Raw genomic sequence first — 21536 nt, 5'->3', positions numbered from 1 at the left:
GTATTTCATATTATTCAGTATTTCATATTATTCAGTATTTCATATTATTCGGTTTTTGTCGACCAGCCTAGCATCCAGGATTTTTAAAGAGCCAGTATCGCCTTCCCATTCAATTTCACTTTTCACGATCTCTATGCGCTTTTTGTAGAAAGGCGCATCAAGGACCACGGTTTCATACTCTCCGCCTTCCCCAGCCATATGTACCATGCGCCTGCGGTTCAGGGCTTTAAGGTTTTCAATTGAATTCACATTAATTGATCGCCCAAGCCAGGACTTATCAAGGCCGTCGGCTGCAACCCTTACAATCCTGATATCAAGGACTTTTGACATCTCGGTAAGGAGTTCTTCAGGGTCCCTGTGCCAGAGTGGGGCATAGACTTTGAGCCCGAGAGAATCACAGATTTTCTGAACTCTGCTTGCCTGGTACTGCGACTCAATAGCGCCCACAGATACCCCATCAACATTTACTCTCCTCAGGGCAAGGGAGAGGTCGTCCAGTTCAAGCTCTTTGATTCCGCTGGACTGCTGCTGGATAAGTGGGATTTCACTGGCGGCAGAAATCAGTTCTACCATGTGAAGGTTAATTGAGTGGTACATATAGGAATCATCCCTTGCGGGAATAATATTGATGAGGTGGGTAACCTCATGCCCCTCTTCAAGGGCTTTTTGGATGGCAAAGATCGAGTCCTTGCCACCAGAGACCAGTGCTGCGAGTTTCATCTGCATCCTCTTCCATAAGTCTTTTTTCGTACTTCCAGGTTAATTCGGGAACTATAATCTGTGTTCACTATAATATTTTATATGTTTTTTCCTTTTCAGCTGCCCACTTCAGCGAATTTCTCCGGAATTAGCTTTTTGCTTCCAGCTTTCCAAAATTGGCCTCATAACGTGACTTCATCTCTTCCCAGGTCGGAAGGCTGGTCTGGCAGCCCCTTGTCTGTACAGCAAAAGAAGCTACTGTTGACCCGATTTTTCCACAGACTGGAAGGGAATAACCTCTTGTGTACGCCAGCAAAAAACCTGCCCTGTAAGCATCTCCTGCTCCTGTAGGGTCTACAGCCTTTACGGAAACCACAGGAATTGTCCATTCTTCACTGCCTCTGTATATTCTGCTGCCTTCGGCATCGTAGGTGACGACGATAATGTCAATCATTGACCTGAGCTCAGAAAAGCTCATTCCTGTCATCTCCGAGACCCGCCTGATTTCATGCCTGTTTGCGAAAAGGATATCAGTGTGAGCAAGAATTGTCCTGAGGTTTTCTTTTGAGTAAGTCACCAGGTCCTGTCCCGGATCAAAGGATACGAAACCTGAGATCTGCGCTATCTTTGCATTATAGACGCAGTCTGCCGTTGCAAGATGCACAAAATCTGCAGGCTGGGGTTCAAGTTCCTCAAATCTGGATGAAGCCCCCCAGTAAAAATAGGTAGTCTGGTTATCTTCCCTATCCGTAAAAATGAAAGCTTTGGAAATTTTCCGGTCTTCAATGTTGTAGAGGCGGGAAAGGTCAACGCCTGCTTCCTGAAGAAGCTTCTCATATCCCGAGCTTGAAAAATCCGTACCAACGGGAGATATTAGCTGGCTTTTTCCTCCCAGCTTTGCAATGGCAACCGCAATATTTGCAGCCCCTCCCCCAGGGTATTCTTCATAATCAATTACAGGGGAAGACTCGTTTTTTCCTGCGATATTTTCAACGTTTACGATATAATCAAGGGCAGTATGCCCTACTACAGAAATTATCCTGTCCATGAAGTTTCCTCTTTTTCAGGTCCGGGGGGAACCAGGGAGTTGATTTCAAAATTGAATAAATCTTAAAAGATAGATGAATTAGAAACTCAGAAAAAGATAAAATTATTGATTTTATCTGCTTCTGCTGTACAGATATCAGGACAGACTCCATCTTCTGGCCTGATAGCTATTAAGCTCTGCTATACAAAGCTGATTGAATAAGAAAACTCTGCTATACAAAGCTGATCGGGTAAAAAGTCTGATAGGTAAGACATCCTCTACCTGACGTTTTAACACATCTAAAGAAAGAAACCTTTTTATTTATTTGCCTTACCTTTTTGCTGCTGTTCGCCTTTTTCTCCTGACCGTTCGAATTCCGTAACTTCAACAACTGTAAGCGGGACATCTCGCAGAGACTTCCCTATCACTGATTTTGCAATCCTTTCCGCATGTTCTGCAGATTCGGCATCAAAAACCTTCATTTCAAAAATAAGTCCTACAAGGGCGGTGTTTGCTGCTATGAAAACACTGCTGAAAGGCTCACCACATGCAGGGCAGGATGTAGTTCCCACATCTACCTCTACAAAATCGAGTTTGGGGTTCAGGCGCTTTCCAGCCTCAGAAATAGCAACCCCTATTGCATCGTCAGCCGTTTTTACATCTCTAACCAACCAAGCTGCTTCAAGTACCACATGAAAGTTCTTCATAATTTTCCACCGTAGTTATAGTATACGTTTTTAAGATCATCCCTTATAGGGAAAAATTACTAAAATCTAAAGAATAGAGTAAAGTAAGGAAATTGTTTCGGCTTCGAATACGTGTTTGTATTTATAAGTTTTACGTATTATATGGTTTTTCAGTTTAAGCTTTTGGATTCTTAATCCGGCTTATAAGATCCATTATAAGTTCTGATATCCCTCTGTAACTCAATGTCTACCAATTCCTATCAATCGGTATTAGATAAGATCAATTATAAGTTCTAATATCCCCCTATAACCTTAATGCCCTGCTTATATCGTAAAAAGGGTTTCATCGTCCACTGCAAAGACTCCCAGTTTTGCTCCGGCATCAAGCCAGGCATGCCCGTAACTGAAGGATGCAAGGGCATTTACAGGGTCGCTATTTTCAAGAAAGTAGATCCCGTCTTTATAGTAGGCTTCAGCCATTGTGTAATAATCCTCTGCCACTGCATACATATGGGAGTCTGGTATTGGGGCATACTTTGCTTTCTGCAGTGCCCTTTTTAGCATATTTTCGTACCTGTTAACCTTTTCATTCAAATCTGCAGGCATTTTTAACCACCAGAGAGTCTTTTAGCTCTATTTATTCGACGAGAATCATTTAACTCTATTTATTCGACTTATCTTCCTCAGTTTCGACCTGTTCTGAATTTTATTCAATATTTTCTATAATTTCTTCAGGTCCGGCTGCGAGCTTTACAAGGGCTTCAGCTTCCAGGAAATGAAGTTTTCCCGGAACAACCAGGATATGGAGAGGATTTCCAAAATCAAAATTCTTCAGGTCTTCTGCATAGCCGGCTTTTACTACAGGTTTTTCCGAGCCTGCCCTTGCTATTCCCACGGCAATAGCCCTGCTCATCACTCCTTCTTCCCTCTTTTTCTCAACCTCAAGAAGAAGTTCAAGGGCAAGATTAACGGACATGTATCCTTTATCTTTATCGATATCCAGAAAAACAAGAGTGTGAAGCCCGGATGCAGAGTTTTGTTTTATGGTATCATAGGGAGTTTCAGAAATGACTTTCGTCCCTCGCCTGCTTTCGTAGGGATAAGGAATACTTGCAGATTTTCCAAAGCGGTAGTTCTGGAGCCCTGTGAGCCCTGAGACTGCTGAGGTAATGGATGCCCCGTGGATCAGGCGAGTTTCTATTCCGAGCTTTTCAGCCCTGAGGCGCAGGTCGACGTGAGTCGTGGAAACCATTGTGTCCCCGCCTGTGAGGAAAGCAACTTTTTTATCTTTCGCATTATCGAGCCAGTCAGGTTGCTGTTCAATGTCCTCTCTTGAGAGCAAATGGACCTTCTTTCCGTAAAGTTTCTCCATTTTTTGAAGGTTTGTCCCCATGAGGCAGGAGGTATAAAACTCAACGTATACAAGATCGGCTTCCTTAATAGCTTCAAGTCCTTTTAAGGAGATATCATATTCATCAAAAAGACCCAGCCCTATAAATGTGAGCATACCCGCTTAAAGAGCTTAATGGTTTAAAGCTTTTGGCGCTACACTTATCCGAAGGGTTTTTAACTTTATTTTTGATTTACAGATACGCTTAATGTATTTATATCTAGAAATTAATAATGGGAATGAGGGTTAACAATCGTAGTTTTTGGAGGTGTCTTTTTACGGCAAAGGTTACACTTATTCATGCTACCTGGTGTACTGCCTGTCCGGCAACACGCAGATTCTGGAGCGACCTTAAATCAAAATACGATTTTGAATACGAGGAAATTGATGTTGAGAGTCCACAGGGGCAGGCTCTTGTAGATAAGCACGGTATAGTTGGTGTCCCCACAACTCTTATAGATGGGGAGCCTGCTTTTACAGGTCTACCAAAGAAAGCCGATGCAATAGCCCGTATCGCATAAAGATGATTGAAACTTTATTTTTCGAGTATATTTTTCTGGTTCTGGAGACTAAATATGTATGATCTGATTATAATAGGAGGGGGGCCTGCAGGGCTTTCAGCAGGAATTTATGCCGTACGTTTCGGGCTTGATACCCTTATTCTGGAAAGGAACGAGATAAGCGGCCAGATCTCGATGGCGGATATTGTAGAGAACTACCCCGGTTTTCCATCGATTTCCGGACTTGAGCTTATGGAAAGATACAGAACGCATGCTGAGGGTGTAGGGGTAAAAACCAGAATTACTGAAGTCCTTTCGGTCAGGGCTGAAGGTGCAAAAAAAATTGTCTCAACAGATGATGGAGACCTTGAAGCAAGAGCAGTGATTATCGCCACAGGTGCAAATCCAAAAAAACTTGGTGTGCCCGGAGAGAAAGAGCTTATCAGCAAGGGAGTCTCATACTGTGCGATCTGTGACGGACCTTTTTTCAAAAACAAAACCGTAGTTGTTGTGGGAGGCGGCAACTCCGCAGTTACGGATGCTCTTTTCCTGGCAAAGGTTGCACAGAAGGTATACCTTGTCCACAGGCGGGACCATTTGAGAGCTGCAAAGATTCTTCAGGACAGAATGACTGAAATGCCAAACATTGAGTTAATGCTCAATACGCGTGTCCTGGAGATCATAGGGAGCAAGGAAGGAGTTAAAAAGGTAGAAAAAGTTCTCCTGGAGAATGTAAATAGCAAAGAAACCCATGAGCTTTCTACTAACGGTGTTTTCATTTATGTAGGAATTCACCCGAACACGGAATTCGTTAACGTGGAAAAAGACAACGAAGGCTTTATCAAAACCGACCGCTGGATGGAAACCTCAGAAAGAGGAATTTATGCCGCAGGAGATTGCAGTGATACTCCTATCTGGCAGCTTGTTGCAGCAGTAAGGGATGGAGCAATTGCAGCCACTGCTGCAAACGGGTATGTAGAAAAGATCAAGTAAAAAAGGTGTTCCTGAAAGGGCGCATACCACGCCGGTAAGGAAGCCTGATAAAGGCTGGCCTGGAAATAGTTTAATGAAAACTCTCATGGTACAGGTGTTCTTACAGGGCAATCTTAAACCTTTACCTGTAATTAAACCTTTACCTGCAATTCAAACCCGTACCTGTATTTGATGCGATTCTCTAAAATATACTGGAATATAAACCGAAAATAGAAATCCAAGAGTCAACACTACCTGTATGAAAGCCAAAAAGAGGACAGCAAAACTCCTGCCTCAGCTTAGACGGCACTTGTAGATTGGCCTTAAGGCTTATTCCAGCATCTGGTTAATTTTATTGCTAAAATCTATGATCAATTTTGTCGCGTCGCTATCCATATTCAGCTGGAAGGTACGGATTTGCTTACCAAGAGGCTTTTCTATGACAATACCCGACTCTATTAGAGGGGTAATTACTCTTGATACGCTGGAGTGCGACAGGCCTGTTTCTTCTGCTATTCCAGACAGGTATGTTGATTCGTTCTGGTGCTCGATAAGGTTTTTAAGGACGGTCATCTGTGCGGTCTTTCCAAAGATCTTCTCAAGTGCATCCATTGTTATCATCTCAGAGGTGGCTGTTCTCCGTAAGTGATTCTTATTTCCAATATTAACTTGTTATTTAGGGTTATAAACTTATCTCCGAATTGGGTGGCCAGGCGATTCATATGAAATCCCCCTAAATATTTGGATAACTCCGCTTCCTTTCGGGTCACTGCTTACATTTTTGCGTACACTTTGAATATAAATATTTTAGAAATGTTTAATACCTAAGAAAATATATACTGTATGAGGTGGAGGGAAAATGTATAACAATGATCTTAACAATGAAATATTAAAACTCTTAAAAGAACAGCCAGAAATAAGTGAAAAGAATATTGCACGCATTCTTTCAATTTCTGAAGATGCGGTGAAAGCTCGGATTGCGGACCTTAAGGATGTCAGGGAAAAGATCCTGATTATGGGAAATGGGCACAATGACTACCACGACCTTAAGAAGGCATTGGAAGCTGAAAACTACAAAGTTGTAAATATCCCGAACACATTACCAGCCCTTAAAACCGTAAGTGAAGAGAGACCGGATCTCGTACTGCTTGATACAGCTTCTCTCGATAAGGAAGGCCTTGAGATCTGCAGGCAGCTTAAAACCAGCCCGAAATACTGGTGGATTCCTGTTATGGTGCTGAGTGAAAAGAATAAAGCAGAAGATAGCATTAAAGCCTTCAAGTACGGAGCCGATGATTATATTGCTTCACCCGTTAATTCTCAGGAATTGAGAGCAAGGATTGGAATGGTTATAAGACGTGGCCGAATCTAAATCCTGAAAACAATTCGTTTTCCATAATCAATGGCATATCAAAAACGGCTTATTTGGGGCGGAATTTCCTTTCTTTTCCTTTTTAGATCTTTATGATGGCAGAATACTCTGAGGTTAAATTCAACGATTTCTGGAGACATCTTAAGAATATTATTTATTAATATCTTAAGATGCATTTCCAAGCAGAACCCAATGATAAATTCTTCCAATTTATCTTATCAATTTATCTGGTTTGAGTTTAAATCACATCAGATCAAAATAATTTAGCCTTAATTCAGGATATGCCTGAGATAGCTTATAATTATTTTATGTAAGATTGCTTTATTTTAATTCTATTAAATTAATTTTCAGGTAGATTTTTCTTTAAAAACTAGGATCCATTTAAAAATATAACTTTTATATTGGACCCATTTATCCAAAAAATCAGATTTTTTTTGCAAAATTAAACAGCTACAATGAAGTTTTCTGGAAGTTCTGCCGCAACCTCAATATTGGTGAGAGAAACAATAACATCAACATGAGCTAGACTGAAGATTACCCTTTTGTCCAGAAATTCCTGCGCAACTTTATCCGGAATTTCAGAAAACTTTTTCTGAACAAAAAATAGAACCTGAGTATTTAAAAGAAGGACGAATATATAGAGTCAGTCAGCCTTTTATTTTTGTAAGTCAATAATAAATTTATTAAAACATAGGACAATATATGATAATTTTTCTAAATATGGGCCTGAAACAAAATTATGCTCAGGAGACTCTAGATTTAAAATGAAAATGTATGGGAATATTTCACAATGTTTAAAAAAGAATAAAACATAAATTATTATGCGTTACTATTTATTTATCCTTATTTTTGATAAGGAATTAAAGTACAAAATCCATTTAACGCCCTGAAAGCATATAATATTGTTGTTCAAAGTAGATGTGTGATAAAGCGGTGGAAAAAGGATAGCCCAAAAAAAGGTGTGGTGAGTTATGACTTCGAATGAATGGTATAATAAAGGCGTTGCACTCCAGGAATTAAAAAGGTTTAGAGAAGCTCTGGACGCTTTCAATAAGGCTCTGGAAATAAGCCCTGACAACCCAAAAATCCTGTTCAGCAAAGGGATTGTCTTAAAAAATCTTATGAAATATGATGAGGCACTCAGTGCTCTTGACAGATCCCTTGAGATCAACCCTGCTGATGCCAGAGCATGGTGCTCTAAAGCTGAACTTCTTCTTGGTCTCATGCAGTATGAAGAAGCTCTTGACGCATTTTACAGGGCTATAAGTCTTGCTCCGGAAGACCCTGAAGTCTGGTATAGAAGAGGGATGGCACTCAGGGAGATGAGAGCATATGAAGACGCGATGGACGACCTTGAGAAATCTATACGGATCTATGCAAAGAAGTATGATATAAGCGCCATGAGTGCAAGCGAGTGGTGCAAAAAAGGCATGGGGCTCTGCAAGATAAAAAGTTATTATGAAGCTGTTGATGCATTTGACAGGGCACTGGAGCTAAACCCGAGTAACGGAAAAGCTCTCTACAATAAAGGAGTCGCTTTACGCTGGCTCGGAAAAACTGATGAAGCAAAACTGTACATCGAAAAAGCAGTTGAGATTTTTGACAACAAAATCAAAGCAAATCCTGAGAATGCAAGGTTCTGGTACAACAAAGGAATTGCCCTGAGAGATCTTGAGAAATACAAAGAAGCTCTTGAGGCATTCGAAAAGGCTATAGATATCAACCCGAGCTTCACAAAAGCCTGGATTGGTAAAGGAATAGTTTATGACAGGGTTAAGAAACACCAGAAAGCAATGGAAGCATATGAAAGGGCAGTAGATATAAACCCGATATATTCTGACCTTATCTAAAGATTTAAATGTATAGCATTGCCCCAGAAAAACTGCATATCAGAGCTGGAAAAGCCGTTGGCCGGAAAAACAGCCAGGAATTAAAAGGTATAACGGCTAAAAATATATTTTCTTCAGTAGCCTTTTTCTTTGCAAATGTCTTAAATGTCTTTTGTTTTGTTATTATCGTTATCCTTGTGATTCATTTCGTTTTTTCTTTGCAAATGTCTGAAATGTCTTCTGTTCTGTTATTATCGTTATCCTTTGATTCATTATTGTTATTCTATGACTTCTTCAGGTGTTATGGAAATCAGTCTTTAATTTGAGAGCCCGTTTGGATCTGATCCCCATTAAGCATGTAAACGCATTTCATCAGATCCTGAAACGCATTAAGCTGGAAGTCGAAACATTGCCCGGTTTCCTCAAAAGGTCTCCAGTCCCCATAGGAAGCATAGGCTGTTTTTAAGCCCAGCCTGCGAGCAGGAACTATGTCCCTTTTGATGCTATCGCCAACCACAAGACTTTCTTCCGGCTTTAACCCAAACGCATCAAGTGCATAGAGAAAATGGGCGGGGTCCGGTTTTTTCGTACCTGTCATGTCTGCAGCTACAAGAAGTTCAAAGGAATCCAGAAGACCCACTCTATCAAGCCTTGCGCGGGCATGATACCTGTCTGCATCTGTTATTATTGCAAGCCTGAAGCCAAGTTTTTTCAGTTTCTTAAGGGTATCCTTTACGCCGGGATATAGCTCGAGGTTTTGTAGTTTTTCTCTATCATAGATTTCACAGCAATCTCTGTATCCCTTTGCCGTGAAGAGTTTTCTTCCCTGCATGTAGTCCTTTATGTTCTCGTAATCCTCAAACCCGTAAGTTCCTCTGAGGAAATAGCTAAAAAGCTCTGCAGGGTCTCGTTCAAGTTTCCTATCCCCTCCTTCGAGGTAGGAAAGAATCTCCCTGCATGCAATTAGTTTTACTGCTATGAAATCAAAAAGAGTATTATCCATATCAAAAAGAATAGCTTTCAGGAATTTCTGATGGTTTTGCGGCATGTTTTCCCGGGCAATTTCTTGAGTATCGTGAGGCGGTTTCATTTTTCTAAATCATTCTCGCTTCTTTCTATTTTCTTTTCCTTTTTCTGGACATCTCAGACTATTTTTTAGGGAGAGGCTATAAAAGCCATTAAGTACAGATTTATAGATCATAAAGAACAATAGACTTAAGTAGATAACGAACGCGTATAGGCAAAAAATAGTGGGACTTAATTTAAAGGATATTAGAGGAAATTTTGACATGAATTCTGGAGAACCAAAGGACAAAACCGTCACAGAAGAAAAAGGAGAGAAAACTGAGACCGGAAAGGGATCGGTTTCTTTGGATATGTACGTTCTGGACGACTCGGGGAGTGTATCAAAGGAAGAAGTCAGCAACGAAATTCTTGCAGCTGAACTTAATGAATGCGGGCTTGATCTTCTCAGGCTTGGAAAGTACAACGAGGCCGTAATTGCGTTTGGGAAGGCAATAGACAAAGATCCGCAAAATATCTACCTGTTAAATAATAAGGCAGCAGCTCTTGAAAGCCTGGGAAGGTTTGAAGAAGCCCTTAAACTCTATCAGGAAGCTGTTAAGATCAATTCCGAAGACGCAGATCTCTGGAATAATATGGCTTTTTCTTACTCCCAGGTGGGAGAGTACGAAAAAGCAGTCGAGGCATATGGAAAGGCGCTTGAGCTGAAGCCTGACTATCCCAATGCCTGGTATGGAAAGGCCCTGAACCTCAGCCAGGCAGGAAGATATGAAGAAGCTGTTAATGCGTACAATAGGGTCCTGAGGGAAGACCAGAATTACAAAGAAGCCTGGGCGGGAATGGGTATAGCTCTCGGACAGATGGGGAACTACGACGAGGCTATAGTTGCATACGATAAAGCCCTTGAGATTGATCCGGAGTTTCTTGAAGCATGGTATTACAAAGGAGTAGACCTTGATAGCCTTGGCAGTTTCAAGCAGGCTATGAAAGCCTATGAAAAGGTCGTGGAAATAGACCCTGAAAACGATGACGCCTGGAACAATATGGGCATTGACATGGAAAACCTCGAAAGATATGATGAAGCAATTAATGCTTTTGATAAAGCAATCAAAATTAACTCCGAAAATTCCGATGTCTGGTACAACAAAGGCTTTACTCTCAGCCAGATGCAGAGATTTGATGAGGCTGTAGAAGCCTACAGAAAAGCCGTACAGCTTGACCCTGAATATCTGGAAGCTTATTCAAGCCTGGGATTTGTGCTGGCTCAGCTGAAGCGCTTTGAAGAAGCCCTTGATGTATATGAAAGAGCTCTTAAGCTTGACCCGAACGCTGCGGATTCCTGGTTTGGAAAAGCTGTCTGCCTGAGTTTCCTTGGACGTGAAGATGAGGCTGAAGATGCGTACAGGAAAGCCATAGAGATTGATCCCAGATATGCAGAAATCGGGGGAGGCGTCGAGTAATCCGGAGAAATTCCTCTTTCCGGACTTTATTTTGCGGCTCTTAATAATTTTCTTTTATATTTCTGTCTTATTACACTCTGGCCTTTCTTGTCTATTTTTCTCTATTTTTCATTCTCTCTTTTGTCTATTTTTCTCTATTATTACCCTCTCTTACTCCTGCAATAAAATTCAAGCAAATAACCGGAAAGAACAGTCTTTCCCTGTTAAACGAAGGGGATGCTATGTTTTATAAGCCCGCTTTGAGAAGATAAAGCTTATAAAGCACCAGCTTGGTGAGCTTATGAGCCTGAGAGAATAAAAGATCAGAAAATGCAGAAAAGATTCCAGCAAAAGGTACGAGAGAGGAAAAGGATAGCTCTATATATTGGAAAAGCTTTTCCAATAGCTATATATCTTTCTCTAAATTTAAAAACACTTCTCACGGGACAGAGCGGATAAAAGGATGAAAGGATGGATTCTTTATAAGAGTACGGCTGCCGAACTGAAGCCTGACGCGTATGAAATTCACCGTTTTATTGAGGTTGCGGCTGAGAAAGGAATAGAGCTCAGGGTTGTAAAACCTGACCAGTTCGACATCATAGTAACAGGGGATGACAGAAAAAGCATACTCCTCGATGGCGAAGTTGTTTCTCTCCCTGATTTCCTTCTGCCAAGAATGGGAGCAGGCACAACCTATTTCGCACTTGCAGTCATCCGCCACCTTGAGCGCCTGGGTGTATGTGTAATTAATTCCTCCCAAAGTGTTGACACGGTAAAGGACAAGCTCTATTCCCAGCAAATCCTGGCTGAAAGAGGGATCCCCTCTCCCAGAACAATGTTTGCTAAAAATCCTGTCAACATAAACCTCGTTGAAATATACCTGGGCTTCCCCCTGATAGTAAAAGCCCTTTCCGGCTCAATGGGCAAAGGCATCTTCCTTTCCGAAAACCATGACAATTTCCGTGATCTCATGGAACTGATCCACATAACTAATCCCAGCGCGAATATTATTCTTCAGGAATTCATTAGATCCAGCATAGGAAGAGATCTCCGCGTTCTTGTAATAGGGGGCAGGGCAGTTGCCTGTATGGAACGCATAGCTCTGGCTGGCAGCTTCAAGTCCAATTACTCCAGGGGTGGTGCAGTCCGTAAATTCAAAATGACGCCAGAAATAGAAAAGCTAGCTGCAGAAACTGCCCGCACCTTCGGACTTGATATAGCTGGCATCGACCTTCTCTTTGACGGCGACCATTTTAAAGTCTGTGAAGCTAATTCTTCCCCTGGTTTTGAAGGGCTTGAGGAGTGCTGCGGGATTAACGTTGCAGAAATGATCTATGACTTTGTAAGAAAAAAAGTAGACGAAAAATAAGCAGAAAAAAATGAAGGTTTTATTTTAAAAAATATTGTTTTTAACCGACTATTTTTTGAAGGAAATTCAGAAAAACAGGGCCCGGATCTAACCCTTTGTCAGCTCAAAAGCCCTTACTCTTCCTCCACTATTACAGTTCCCCGCATTTCTGGATGAATTGAGCAATAGTATTCATAGGTGCCCTGATCCGTAAACAGGAACTCATATGAAGCTCCCGGACCAAGATTCTCAATCCCAAAAGTGGGCCCTCTTACGGCATGAGGAGTTGAATCAAGGTTAGTCCATCTTACGGTATCACCTGCGGATATATTCACTGTAGCCGGGTTAAATGCGTTATCCTCTATCATAACTTCAACAGTCTCACCATTGATTGGGAGTCCAGGTGTTTCTTCCGTTGCTGCCTCTTCATCTACCGGCGTCACAGTTGGCCCCGGAGTTACAGCTTCAACCGGAGTTGCTTCTTCAGCTGGTTCTTCTCCAGCAGGTCCTTCTTCAGCACCCTGCTCTGCGCATCCTATTGCCATAAACACGCTACACAAGACTAGCAAAATAACCAGTTCTCTTCTCATATTTACCCCCATGAAAAATCAGTATTTTATAATTAACAGTTCTGATTTTATATTTTCCTACTAGATTCTGAACATATTTCTTCTTATTATTTCATGCATTGAGTAAAATTGAAAGGCAGGCATGGCTATTCAAAGAATTCTTTTTCTCGAGGGGCCTGCAATTATTAGAATAAGGAAACTATTAAAAATAAGGCTATTTTAATAAATTAAGTAACCCGAGAAATATGAAAGAATAATAACCCGGGAGACATGAAAGAATAAATCTGACCTCAATAAGAGGATAGTACAGAGAATAGCATATTTAAAGCTATATATTCCAGCACGAAAAATAATAGCTGTTTTTTAAAGGCTCCGGGATCAAAATGATAAGATTTTCGAACTGGCCACGTTCGAATAATGTCTTAATACAGGGGATTCAACCCATTTTTTAGACGATTTCATCATCTTTACAGGCCTGTAATCCTGCAATCTGTTGATCCTTCCTGACCAAACTACTGAGTCTTTGCAACCTTTCCAAATATTTGATACCTGATAGCAGAATAAGATGTATATAGATGCTTTTCCGAGAAGTAAATCATAGAAGTATCTTATTCTGCCTATCAGACTTAAATACTATATTTAATACACCTCCATTTGCTTTTGATAACCCTTATCCACCCATATTAAGATACTACCTGATTTCATACTGCGACTTGCCAGAATTAAAAAGCAAAATTTTGACAATTATTTCCGTCATTTAGTTGGTAGGAGTTACACGGATTACTCCGGTTTCATTATTCTCTTCCTCTGCGGCTGTCATTTCCTCTTCAGCTATAATTTCTTCTTGAGTAGCGCCTCCTACTCCGGTTTCATTTTCTGTTTCATTCATTTCTTCAGCCGGAGTTACGGCTACAACTGGAGTTTCCTCCACGACTTCGGTCACTTCCACTACTTCCTGGACTGGAGTTACAGCTACTTCTTCGGTTACAACTTCAACCTCAGTTACAGCTTCAACTGGTGTTCCTTCTTCAGCTGGCTCTTCTCCAGCAGTTCCTTCTTCAGCACCCTGTTCTGCGCATCCTATTGCCAGGAATACACCTAACAGAACTATCAAAATAAGCAATGCTTTTCTCATATTTTCCCCCATGTAAATTTGAGTGTTTTATAATTAATAGTTTCTATTTTATAATATCTCCTACTAATTTCTGAACATACTTTCTCTTACGGTCCAGAGTTTGACCAGCAATTTAAACTTAAAATAATATATACCAGCTTAAAAGCCTACTTAAGAATTATATTTACTCAGATATTATTTTAAAAATTACAAATATATTTTAAGTAAAAATGTTGAGAAAACCGCAGAATAGAATAATAGGGTTTAATCAAAAAAAACAAAAACGTTTTTTAAATTAACATTTTTAAGTATATCTACACCCTTATTACCACTGCATCGGTCAGATGAGCTTCTTATGGATAATAGAGTTCTTTTTCCGAGGAATCCAAACTCATATTTTCCTATTCTGGCTGTTAAGTCAAGATAATGTAGCTGTCGCTATGTGTTAAAGAGCTCATGTATTAATACCGAAGTACAGAGTAGAGAACGATGGATTAGATAGATTTCCAGAATTATTATTTAAACAATTCATTACTGGCTGGGAGTTACTCTAATTACTCCTGGAGTTTCTCCCGGGGTCTGGTTTGTCTCGCCTCCTGCTGGAGTTTCGTCTTCCATCGGAGTTTCATTTTCCATCGGAGTTACATCTTCCATTGGAGTCTCATCTTCGGCCGGAGTTGTGGCTTCAGCCGGAGTTACGGCTACAACTGGAGTTTCCTCCACGACTTCGGTTACTTCGACTACTTCCTGAACCGGAGTTACAGCTACTCCTTCGGTTACAACTTCAACTTCAGTTACGGCTTCTACTGGAGTTCCTTCTTCAGCTGGGGTTCCCACCTCAGCTGGTTCTTCTTCAGCACCCTGCTCTGCACATCCTATAGCCAGGAATACGCCAAGCAGAACTATTAAAATAAGCAATGCTTTTCTCATATTTTCCCCCCATGTAAAATTGAGTGCTTTATAATTAATATTACGGTTTTATAATTATTACTGCCAGTTTCTAAACACAGTTTCGTTATTTAGTTTACTTTTTTGCCTGCCAGAGGAAATCTGAATTTAAAACCTGAATTTATTTCGAGAATAAAGTTCTGGAGGCAATTTAGAGATTTTGTTCCTTTTTAAGAATCGACCTGTCCTTAAATTATAATATCTGAAATTCCAATATTACTAAAGGATTCTTTTTTGGGGGAAGGTTATGAAAATTAAATCCGTTAATCCTTATACTGAAGAAGTAAACTGGATCTATGACGCATTATCTTTCAGGAACTGCGAGGATCATATTGAAAAAGCCAGGATTGCTTTTTTAGAATGGAGTTCTCTTTCGGTTGAGAAGAGAACGGCATATATTTCACGGGTATCCGGGGTGCTAAGGCAGAACAGGAGAGCTTATGCCGAGATAATTACAAAGGAAACGGGAAAGCCTATCAGGCTATCGCTTGAAGAAATAGAACAATGCGCATGGATCTGCGATTACTATGCAGAAAATGCAGCAGGCTTTCTCAAAGATGAATCTGCGGAAACAGAAACCGAAAAAATCTATATCACCTTTGAGCCTCTTGGAATTATTCTTGGGATCATGTCCTGGAATTCCCCATTCTTGCAAGTCTTTAGATTTGCAGTGCCCACAATGCTCGCAGGAAACGTATGCCTGATCAAGCATGCCTCCAATGTTCCAGGATCCGCACTTGAGGTTGAAAAAGTCTTTAATGAAGCAGGGCTACCCCAAAACGTATTCAAGACGCTGCTCATAGGCGCTGAAACTGCAATGGAAATCATTGATGAGGATATTGTAGACGGAGTTTCAGTTACCGGAAGCGTGAGATTGGGGGCTGAAATAGGAGAGATCGCCGGAAGGATGATAAAACCCTTAGTGCTCGAACTCAGAGGGTCTGACCCTTTTATAGTCCTTGAAGATGCGGACCTGGACAGGGCTGCTGAGGTTGCGGTAAGATCCTGTTTCCTCAGCACCGGTCAAAGCTGTATTGCTGCCAGGAGGTTTATTGTCATAGAAGACGTTGTTGTCGATTTTATCGAGGCATTTGAACAGCGCATGCAGGATTTGAAGATTGGGGACCCAATGAATGAGGAAACAGACATAGGACCTGTGGCAAAGAAAGAGTTCCTTGATAGCCTGGAAAAAATCCTTAAGGATGCGAAAAAGAAGGGAGCAGAACCTCACATTCTTAGAGGAGAATATAAGAAGGGTTATTTCTTCAAACCTACCTTGTCCCTGCAGCCAGTACTGATATGAAAGTCCTTAATATTGAGCTATTTGGACCTATCGCACCAGTGGTAATGGCAAAAGATGAGGATGAGGCGGTGAAAATTGTAAATTCCGCAGAGTTAGTGTTCGGGGCTGAAGTATGGTCTGCAAATAAAGAAAGAGCTAAGGGGCTGGCAAAAAGAATCAGGGCAAGTTTTATAACTATCAACGGAAAGGCAAAACCCGATCCAAGGCTACTTTTCGGAAGTCTCAAAAAATCCAGCATTGGAAGAGAGTTTTCACACTATGGGCTCAAAGAATTTGTGAATATGAAAACGATCGTAGTTAGCAAATGAGAACGAGTATTGGAGACTTTTCAAACATTAGAGATTTTGGTGGATACGCATAAGGAAATCCAGTTAGAGCTTATGAAAAAACCTTCTTGAGAAAACTATTAAAAGAATAAACATCGAGAAAATAAAATCGGAATCGAACCCAAATACCATATCAAGTATAAGGCCATAAGTAGAAGGATCAGGCAAATTGGGGTTTTTTCATGAAAGCTTCGGATCTTTTTGTTGCTCAGCTCAAAGAGGAAGGTGTGGAATATATCTTCGGACTCCCTGGAGAAGAAAATCTTGACCTTCTCGAGTCTCTGCGGAATTCTGATATCAAACTGATCATAACCAGACATGAACAGGCTGCGGCATTCATGGCTGCAGCTTACGGGAGGCTGACGGGGAAAGCAGGAGTCTGCTTTTCAACTCTCGGTCCCGGAGCAACAAACCTTGTTACAGGAGTAGCTCAGGCGCAGCTAATAGGCGCCCCTCTTATTTCGATTTCCGGGCAAAAAGCCCTGGTTGACAACTGGCAAGCCCGTTTTCAACTCGTGGATGTGGTGAGGATGATGGAGCCTCTCTGCAAAAAAGCCGTATCGATTTCCGATCCAGGAATGATCCCTACTGTGCTCCGGAACGCCTTCAAACACGCAGAAGCCGAAAGACCGGGAGCAGTACACATCGAACTTCCCGAGGACGTGGCTGGAGAGGACACAGACGCGGCTGTGCAGAAGAGGAGTAAGACAGGTATTCCATGCTCTGATACCCATGCTATCGAAATGGCAGCAAGGATGATTCGTGAGGCTAAAAACCCTCTTATTATAGTTTCTTCAGGAGCTAACCGAAAGGCTGTAACCGAGGAGCTGGAGGATTTTGCAAACAGGACAGGCATTTATGTTGTGCATACACAGATGGGAAAAGGGGTTGTCCCCGATGACTCCCCTTACAGCCTTTTTGGTACGGGAATCCATGCAAGGGATTATGTTAATTGCGGAATTGACGGGGCAGACCTGATAATAACAGTAGGCTATGATATCGTAGAATACCCCCCTTACCTCTGGAACGGACAGCTGGACAAAATAATAGTAAATATCGATTTCGTGGAGTCAGTGCCTGACAGATACTTTAACCCGGCAGTTGAAGTAATAGGGGATATCTCCTCCTCTATCAGGCAGCTTGCCGCAAAAATTCAAGAAAAAAGGAAATTCCCCATATTTGAAAGCACAAGAACTTTTATCGAAGAAAAAATAAATTCCCCTGTAAGGAAGAGCTATCCCCCAGTCCCTCAGGAGGTTGTCCAGAGCGTGAGAGATGTTCTGGGGCGTGAAGATATAATTTCTCTTGATAACGGGATATACAAGTTGTGGTTTTCCCGGCTCTACAAAGCTTACGCCCCCAATACCGTGCTGCTGGACAACGCCCTTGCAACAATGGGTGCAGGCTTTTCTTCGGGGCTTGTTGCAAAGCTTCTCTATCCGGAACTTCGCGTGCTTGCGGTCTGCGGAGACGGAGGTTTTTTAATGAACTGCCAGGAGCTTGAGACAGCTCTTCGTTATCGGATTCCTCTGGTAGTCCTCATACTTAATGACAACGCCTTTGGCTTTATTAAATGGAAACAGAAGAAAATGCACTTTGAAGATTTTGCTCTGGACTACGGAAACCCTGACTTTGTCCTCCTTGCGGAGAGTTTCGGGGCAACAGGCATGAAAGTAAAAGAAGAAGATAACCTCACAGAGGTTCTGGAAAAAGCCTTTTCACTGAATAAGCTGGTGGTCATTGAATGCCCTATTGATTATTCGGTAAATTATGAAACCTTTTCAATTGAGCTTGGAAATCTTGCATGTAAGTTTTGAGGAGAAATGAAGAGGAGAAATGAAGTAAGGAATAAAATAATACAAAATAATACAAACTAAGTTACTAAACGCAAATCAGGTATTATATGCAGGAATAGAATCAAATTAAGGTGCTATACAGGAAAATAAATACAAATTAAGACGGAAAGTTCAGAAATAACTGCTACAGAAAGGGTCTGCAGAGTATAGAGCATTGAGAAAAGCATAAAAGAACTTACAGGAAAGTAAAAGTTTGGTGGGAGGTGACCTTAATTAAGGTACCCTTTTCTTTCAAGCCAGTCAATCTGCGGTCTTGTGTATTTCCAGATGACATCAGCTTTTGAATCCTGAATTTCCCATGGATTTGCGATCACGATATCACCCTCACGGATCCACATCTTCTTATTTTTGGAACCCGGAATTCTGCCCATACGGACAACTCCATCCATGCACTGCAATGTAACTCTTTTCGAGCCAAGTAAACTCGCTACTGTTGCAAGAACTTCATTTCTGTCTTTACGGGGGGTGCGCACCCTTGTTACTTCCGGATTATCTCCAGGACTTACAGGCTTATTGGCTCCGGATTGTCTTTTTCTAGCATCACTTCTATAATTAGCCAGGTTTATTCCTCCTTTTATGATATTACTTAACTATTTTCGATGATCTTTCTCAAGCGGAAAATTCGCAAAAAAAATAAAGCGAAAACAAAAAATTAAAAAACAAAAAGTGAAAAATGAATTGAGTATTTTGCAAATTGAATTGCTAATTAATACTCAACACAGATTATCATTAGAACTTCCTGTGGTTAGGAAGGCAATCTCTGCAGTAAACCGGCCGTCCTTCTGTTGGCTTGAACGGAACCTCGGTCTCAACACCGCAGTCAGAACATGTAACCTTATGCATTTCCCTAGGACCGCTATTACCGCCTCTGAAACCACCACGGTTGCTGTCTCTGCCCCTGAAGGAGTTTCCTCTGTCATTAAAACCCATTTTGTTTCACCTCCGCTTCCAGCGGATAACTATTAACTAAAAATAAGATTGTATAGAGCTCTTTGATTAAAAACAAAAGTGAGTTTTTAATAACAGATTATACGTCTCTTTATTTTCAACCTTAAAAGGACATTCAAATTATATAAACGTTTCTATGAAAAAGCAGACTTACAGGAAATAAAACTTATAGAATTTAAGTGAATTTAGAGTAAAAAGCATTTAATTAAACCTCTACCCAAAGCAGGTAAAAGTCCCGAAATTGTACAAAAAAATAATTTCAATGAAAAAGAATCAATCCGTCTGCCTTTTAAGCAGGACAGATTGAACTCTATAAAAGTAAGAATTCCAAGGCAGAGCCTGGATTTAATAGCGGTTTTCTCTGGGCTTCCTGTGGTTAGGAAGGCAGTCCCTGCAGTAAACCGGTCTGTCGGGGTCGGGTTTGAAAGGAACCTGAGTCTCAGCGCCGCAGTCAGAACAGGTTGCGTTGTGCATCTCTCTCGGTGCTCCACCGAAACCTCCCCGGTTGTTGTCTCTTCCCCGGAAGGAATTTCTGTCATTAAAAGCCATTTTCTTTTCACCTCCGCTTACAACGGATAGTCATTTGCTTAAAAATAAGATTGTATAGAGCTCTTTGATTAAAAACAGAAATTAGTTTTTAATAACAGATTATACGTCTCTTTATTTTTAATGGTCTTACTATACAGTCAAATTATATAAATTTTACTCATAAAAGTTAAAATAAATTAAGAAGATATTAAAAGTCTGATGTCATCCGTTTCTAATTTCTATTCTCGGAAATCTTCCCCGATTGACGATCAAAAATAAACTTTAAAGAACAAAGAAACTTTAAAGAACAAAGGAGCGGACAGTGGCATCGGAAAGAGTAGAGAATTTTCAGTGTATTTTACTGGTAAAGTTACCGGAAGGAAATATTCGATTTAAAGGAAGAGATAAGGTTTAACCAATAGCACGGGTTAAAACCGGATTTTACTGGCAGTTATACTTATGTTTCAGGTAATTATCAGACAGTTACTTCAGGTAACCTTTGCGTTCGAGCCACTCTACCTGAGGTCTTGTGTATTTCCAGATAACATCAGCTTTTGAGTCCTGAATTTCCCACGGAATCGCGATTACAATATCACCTTCACGAATCCACATATTCTTGTTCTTGGACCCGGGAATTCGTCCCATCCTGACAACTCCGTCCATACATTGCAGGTTTACTCTTTTCGAGCCTAGTAGGCTACCTACTGTCGCCAGTACTTCACGGTTCTCCTTACGTGGAGTACGCACTCTTGTTACTTCCTGAGCAGATGCAGTATTCGCTGTTCCTACTCTTTTTTTCCGCATATTGCTTCTATAGTTAGCCAGGTTGATTCCTCGTTGTTTATTTTGATACTGGATTTTTGATACTGGACCCGATTCAGGCTAATGATACTAATTTAATCCATATGCCCGGTCTTTCTAAAAAATTCCAATTTAAATATCAGGTACTGATACATTCTACGGATGTCGATTCTCACAGGTACTTTGACCTGAAGGTTCATAAATGGATAAGAAGGTAAAAACCTTTAAAAAATAAGCATAGTGTTGATATTTAAGATTGAATTTCAAGAAACTAAAGTTATCCTGGGACCCTATCCGTCTACGGTCCATGGAAAAAGCGGAGAAAAACATCTGAGTTAGTTTAGATCAAAGAATCCAGACTGGAGTATCATTTTTAATTGTATCATTTTTAATTATATCGGTCAGCAATATTAAATAGCTCAGTTTCTACAACAAATCAGGACAAAACAGATTCTCTGTCTCTTATCTGGATATAACACAAACAATAAAGGCCAGGTATTGAACAATTAATCTATAACGAAAATAAATAGACAGAATTGGAAACCCATTTTATGTAGTTTCCAGAAATGAAATTAGAATTGAAAGATTTTAGAATTATTGGGCTCAGAACTTCCTGTGCTTTGGAAGGCAGTCTCTGCAGTAAACCGGTCTTCCTTCAATAGGTTTGAATGGAACCTGGGTCTCAATACCGCAGTCAGAGCAAACTGCAGGATGCAGTTCTCTGGGACCACTGCTCCCACCTCTGAAACCTCCACGGTTGCTGTCTCTGCTGCCACCACGGTTGCTGTCTCTCCCCCGGAAGGAATTCCCTCTGTCATTAAAACTCACTCTTGTTTCACCTCCGCTTATAGCGGATCC

22 protein-coding genes and 1 pseudogene are annotated in these 21536 nt (G+C 40.9%); 8 read left to right on the top strand and 15 right to left on the bottom strand.

All coding sequences use genetic code 11. The features are described 5' to 3' along the window. Positions 1 to 39 precede the first annotated feature (39 nt). The 5 genes from RSJ42_RS02805 to dph5 all read right to left on the bottom strand — a co-directional run bounded on the left by RSJ42_RS02805 (position 40) and on the right by dph5 (position 3919). Positions 40 to 720, bottom strand: a complete 681-nt coding sequence (locus RSJ42_RS02805) for a diphthine--ammonia ligase (protein ID WP_410509205.1) — start codon at positions 718 to 720, stop codon at positions 40 to 42. A gap of 127 nt (positions 721 to 847) precedes the next feature. Further along, positions 848 to 1747: a carbohydrate kinase family protein gene (locus RSJ42_RS02800; protein ID WP_410509204.1), complete on the bottom strand. Its 900-nt coding sequence runs from the start codon at positions 1745 to 1747 to the stop codon at positions 848 to 850. A 296-nt stretch (positions 1748 to 2043) separates the two neighbouring features. Then, positions 2044 to 2433, bottom strand: a complete 390-nt coding sequence (locus RSJ42_RS02795; protein WP_048141094.1) for a DUF555 domain-containing protein — start codon at positions 2431 to 2433, stop codon at positions 2044 to 2046. Positions 2434 to 2736: 303 nt separating this feature from the next. Continuing rightward, entirely contained in the window at positions 2737 to 3018 is a 282-nt protein-coding gene (locus RSJ42_RS02790; protein ID WP_410509203.1) for a DUF357 domain-containing protein, read from the bottom strand. A 100-nt stretch (positions 3019 to 3118) separates the two neighbouring features. Continuing rightward, a complete protein-coding gene (dph5, locus tag RSJ42_RS02785) occupies positions 3119 to 3919 on the bottom strand; it encodes a diphthine synthase (protein WP_410509202.1) in 801 nt (266 codons plus the stop codon). Positions 3920 to 4035: 116 nt separating this feature from the next. Between dph5 and RSJ42_RS02780 the strand changes: the two genes are divergently transcribed. Then, the gene (locus tag RSJ42_RS02780; RefSeq protein ID WP_410509201.1) at positions 4036 to 4323 is read left to right on the top strand and encodes a glutaredoxin family protein; all 288 of its coding nucleotides are present in this window, start codon (positions 4036 to 4038) and stop codon (positions 4321 to 4323) included. A gap of 54 nt (positions 4324 to 4377) precedes the next feature. Beyond that, positions 4378 to 5295, top strand: coding sequence for a thioredoxin-disulfide reductase (gene trxB, locus RSJ42_RS02775; protein ID WP_410509200.1), 918 nt, complete (start codon positions 4378 to 4380; stop codon positions 5293 to 5295). A gap of 309 nt (positions 5296 to 5604) precedes the next feature. Here trxB and RSJ42_RS02770 read toward each other — a convergent pair whose 3' ends face one another. Beyond that, positions 5605 to 5886: a MarR family transcriptional regulator gene (locus RSJ42_RS02770; RefSeq protein WP_410510297.1), complete on the bottom strand. Its 282-nt coding sequence runs from the start codon at positions 5884 to 5886 to the stop codon at positions 5605 to 5607. A 247-nt stretch (positions 5887 to 6133) separates the two neighbouring features. On the opposite strand from RSJ42_RS02770, the gene RSJ42_RS02765 reads away from it, so the two are divergent. Then, the gene (locus RSJ42_RS02765) at positions 6134 to 6646 is read left to right on the top strand and encodes a response regulator (RefSeq protein ID WP_410509199.1); all 513 of its coding nucleotides are present in this window, start codon (positions 6134 to 6136) and stop codon (positions 6644 to 6646) included. A 971-nt stretch (positions 6647 to 7617) separates the two neighbouring features. Further along, the gene (locus tag RSJ42_RS02760; protein ID WP_410509198.1) at positions 7618 to 8496 is read left to right on the top strand and encodes a tetratricopeptide repeat protein; all 879 of its coding nucleotides are present in this window, start codon (positions 7618 to 7620) and stop codon (positions 8494 to 8496) included. A 289-nt stretch (positions 8497 to 8785) separates the two neighbouring features. On the opposite strand, the gene RSJ42_RS02755 is transcribed toward RSJ42_RS02760, so the two are convergent. Further along, entirely contained in the window at positions 8786 to 9565 is a 780-nt protein-coding gene (locus RSJ42_RS02755; protein ID WP_410509197.1) for an HAD family hydrolase, read from the bottom strand. A gap of 199 nt (positions 9566 to 9764) precedes the next feature. On the opposite strand from RSJ42_RS02755, the gene RSJ42_RS02750 reads away from it, so the two are divergent. After that, positions 9765 to 10958 (top strand): tetratricopeptide repeat protein, encoded by a 1194-nt coding sequence (locus tag RSJ42_RS02750; RefSeq protein WP_410509196.1) that lies wholly within the window; start codon positions 9765 to 9767, stop codon positions 10956 to 10958. Between the two features lie 442 nt (positions 10959 to 11400). Further along, positions 11401 to 12306: a RimK family alpha-L-glutamate ligase gene (locus RSJ42_RS02745; protein WP_410509195.1), complete on the top strand. Its 906-nt coding sequence runs from the start codon at positions 11401 to 11403 to the stop codon at positions 12304 to 12306. Between the two features lie 113 nt (positions 12307 to 12419). Here the strand turns inward: RSJ42_RS02745 and RSJ42_RS02740 are convergent, their stop codons facing one another. The 3 genes from RSJ42_RS02740 to RSJ42_RS02730 form a co-directional block, all read right to left on the bottom strand. Further along, complete coding sequence (locus RSJ42_RS02740) at positions 12420 to 12875, bottom strand: cupredoxin family copper-binding protein (protein ID WP_410509194.1); 456 nt, start codon at positions 12873 to 12875, stop codon at positions 12420 to 12422. Positions 12876 to 13611: 736 nt separating this feature from the next. Further along, positions 13612 to 13989 carry a hypothetical protein gene (locus tag RSJ42_RS02735; RefSeq protein ID WP_410509193.1) on the bottom strand — a complete coding sequence of 126 codons (378 nt, stop codon included), beginning with the start codon at positions 13987 to 13989 and terminating at the stop codon, positions 13612 to 13614. Positions 13990 to 14499: 510 nt separating this feature from the next. Beyond that, the gene (locus RSJ42_RS02730; protein ID WP_410509192.1) at positions 14500 to 14898 is read right to left on the bottom strand and encodes a hypothetical protein; all 399 of its coding nucleotides are present in this window, start codon (positions 14896 to 14898) and stop codon (positions 14500 to 14502) included. A 265-nt stretch (positions 14899 to 15163) separates the two neighbouring features. On the opposite strand from RSJ42_RS02730, the pseudogene RSJ42_RS02725 reads away from it, so the two are divergent. Both RSJ42_RS02725 and RSJ42_RS02720 read left to right on the top strand, forming a co-directional pair. Beyond that, positions 15164 to 16527: pseudogene (locus RSJ42_RS02725) on the top strand (aldehyde dehydrogenase family protein). 200 nt (positions 16528 to 16727) lie between these two features. Next, positions 16728 to 18362, top strand: a complete 1635-nt coding sequence (locus RSJ42_RS02720) for an acetolactate synthase large subunit (RefSeq protein ID WP_410509191.1) — start codon at positions 16728 to 16730, stop codon at positions 18360 to 18362. A 248-nt stretch (positions 18363 to 18610) separates the two neighbouring features. On the opposite strand, the gene eif1A (RSJ42_RS02715) is transcribed toward RSJ42_RS02720, so the two are convergent. The 5 genes from eif1A (RSJ42_RS02715) to RSJ42_RS02695 form a co-directional block, all read right to left on the bottom strand. Then, a complete protein-coding gene (gene eif1A / locus RSJ42_RS02715) occupies positions 18611 to 18874 on the bottom strand; it encodes a translation initiation factor eIF-1A (RefSeq protein ID WP_410509190.1) in 264 nt (87 codons plus the stop codon). 256 nt (positions 18875 to 19130) lie between these two features. Next, on the bottom strand, positions 19131 to 19331 hold the full coding sequence (locus tag RSJ42_RS02710; protein WP_410509189.1) for a CxxC-x17-CxxC domain-containing protein: 201 nt from the start codon (positions 19329 to 19331) through the stop codon (positions 19131 to 19133). Between the two features lie 363 nt (positions 19332 to 19694). Beyond that, positions 19695 to 19898 carry a CxxC-x17-CxxC domain-containing protein gene (locus RSJ42_RS02705; protein WP_015412477.1) on the bottom strand — a complete coding sequence of 68 codons (204 nt, stop codon included), beginning with the start codon at positions 19896 to 19898 and terminating at the stop codon, positions 19695 to 19697. Between the two features lie 462 nt (positions 19899 to 20360). Continuing rightward, positions 20361 to 20681, bottom strand: coding sequence for a translation initiation factor eIF-1A (eif1A, locus tag RSJ42_RS02700; protein ID WP_410509188.1), 321 nt, complete (start codon positions 20679 to 20681; stop codon positions 20361 to 20363). A gap of 600 nt (positions 20682 to 21281) precedes the next feature. After that, positions 21282 to 21506 carry a CxxC-x17-CxxC domain-containing protein gene (locus tag RSJ42_RS02695; RefSeq protein ID WP_410509187.1) on the bottom strand — a complete coding sequence of 75 codons (225 nt, stop codon included), beginning with the start codon at positions 21504 to 21506 and terminating at the stop codon, positions 21282 to 21284. Between the last annotated feature and the right edge of the window lie 30 nt (positions 21507 to 21536).

The sequence above is a fragment of the Methanosarcina hadiensis genome, assembly GCF_046529725.1.
GTDB classification, from domain to species: Archaea; Halobacteriota; Methanosarcinia; order Methanosarcinales; family Methanosarcinaceae; genus Methanosarcina; species Methanosarcina hadiensis.
Note: the sequence above shows the minus strand (reverse complement) of the source record. Positions and strands in the feature narration are given on the sequence as shown.

Excerpts from the sequence above, each read along its gene's own strand:
- RSJ42_RS02805 (WP_410509205.1), bottom strand. The coding sequence starts at position 720 with ATGAAACTCGCAGCACTGGTCTCTGGTGGCAAGGACTCGATCTTTGCC.
- RSJ42_RS02800 (WP_410509204.1), bottom strand. The coding sequence starts at position 1,747 with ATGGACAGGATAATTTCTGTAGTAGGGCATACTGCCCTTGATTATATC.
- RSJ42_RS02795 (WP_048141094.1), bottom strand. The coding sequence starts at position 2,433 with ATGAAGAACTTTCATGTGGTACTTGAAGCAGCTTGGTTGGTTAGAGAT.
- RSJ42_RS02790 (WP_410509203.1), bottom strand. The coding sequence starts at position 3,018 with ATGCCTGCAGATTTGAATGAAAAGGTTAACAGGTACGAAAATATGCTA.
- dph5 (WP_410509202.1), bottom strand. The coding sequence starts at position 3,919 with ATGCTCACATTTATAGGGCTGGGTCTTTTTGATGAATATGATATCTCC.
- RSJ42_RS02780 (WP_410509201.1), top strand. The coding sequence starts at position 4,036 with ATGGGAATGAGGGTTAACAATCGTAGTTTTTGGAGGTGTCTTTTTACG.
- trxB (WP_410509200.1), top strand. The coding sequence starts at position 4,378 with ATGTATGATCTGATTATAATAGGAGGGGGGCCTGCAGGGCTTTCAGCA.
- RSJ42_RS02770 (WP_410510297.1), bottom strand. The coding sequence starts at position 5,886 with ATGGATGCACTTGAGAAGATCTTTGGAAAGACCGCACAGATGACCGTC.
- RSJ42_RS02765 (WP_410509199.1), top strand. The coding sequence starts at position 6,134 with ATGTATAACAATGATCTTAACAATGAAATATTAAAACTCTTAAAAGAA.
- RSJ42_RS02760 (WP_410509198.1), top strand. The coding sequence starts at position 7,618 with ATGACTTCGAATGAATGGTATAATAAAGGCGTTGCACTCCAGGAATTA.
- RSJ42_RS02755 (WP_410509197.1), bottom strand. The coding sequence starts at position 9,565 with ATGAAACCGCCTCACGATACTCAAGAAATTGCCCGGGAAAACATGCCG.
- RSJ42_RS02750 (WP_410509196.1), top strand. The coding sequence starts at position 9,765 with ATGAATTCTGGAGAACCAAAGGACAAAACCGTCACAGAAGAAAAAGGA.
- RSJ42_RS02745 (WP_410509195.1), top strand. The coding sequence starts at position 11,401 with ATGAAAGGATGGATTCTTTATAAGAGTACGGCTGCCGAACTGAAGCCT.
- RSJ42_RS02740 (WP_410509194.1), bottom strand. The coding sequence starts at position 12,875 with ATGAGAAGAGAACTGGTTATTTTGCTAGTCTTGTGTAGCGTGTTTATG.
- RSJ42_RS02735 (WP_410509193.1), bottom strand. The coding sequence starts at position 13,989 with ATGAGAAAAGCATTGCTTATTTTGATAGTTCTGTTAGGTGTATTCCTG.
- RSJ42_RS02730 (WP_410509192.1), bottom strand. The coding sequence starts at position 14,898 with ATGAGAAAAGCATTGCTTATTTTAATAGTTCTGCTTGGCGTATTCCTG.
- RSJ42_RS02720 (WP_410509191.1), top strand. The coding sequence starts at position 16,728 with ATGAAAGCTTCGGATCTTTTTGTTGCTCAGCTCAAAGAGGAAGGTGTG.
- RSJ42_RS02710 (WP_410509189.1), bottom strand. The coding sequence starts at position 19,331 with ATGGGTTTTAATGACAGAGGAAACTCCTTCAGGGGCAGAGACAGCAAC.
- RSJ42_RS02705 (WP_015412477.1), bottom strand. The coding sequence starts at position 19,898 with ATGGCTTTTAATGACAGAAATTCCTTCCGGGGAAGAGACAACAACCGG.
- eif1A (WP_410509188.1), bottom strand. The coding sequence starts at position 20,681 with ATGCGGAAAAAAAGAGTAGGAACAGCGAATACTGCATCTGCTCAGGAA.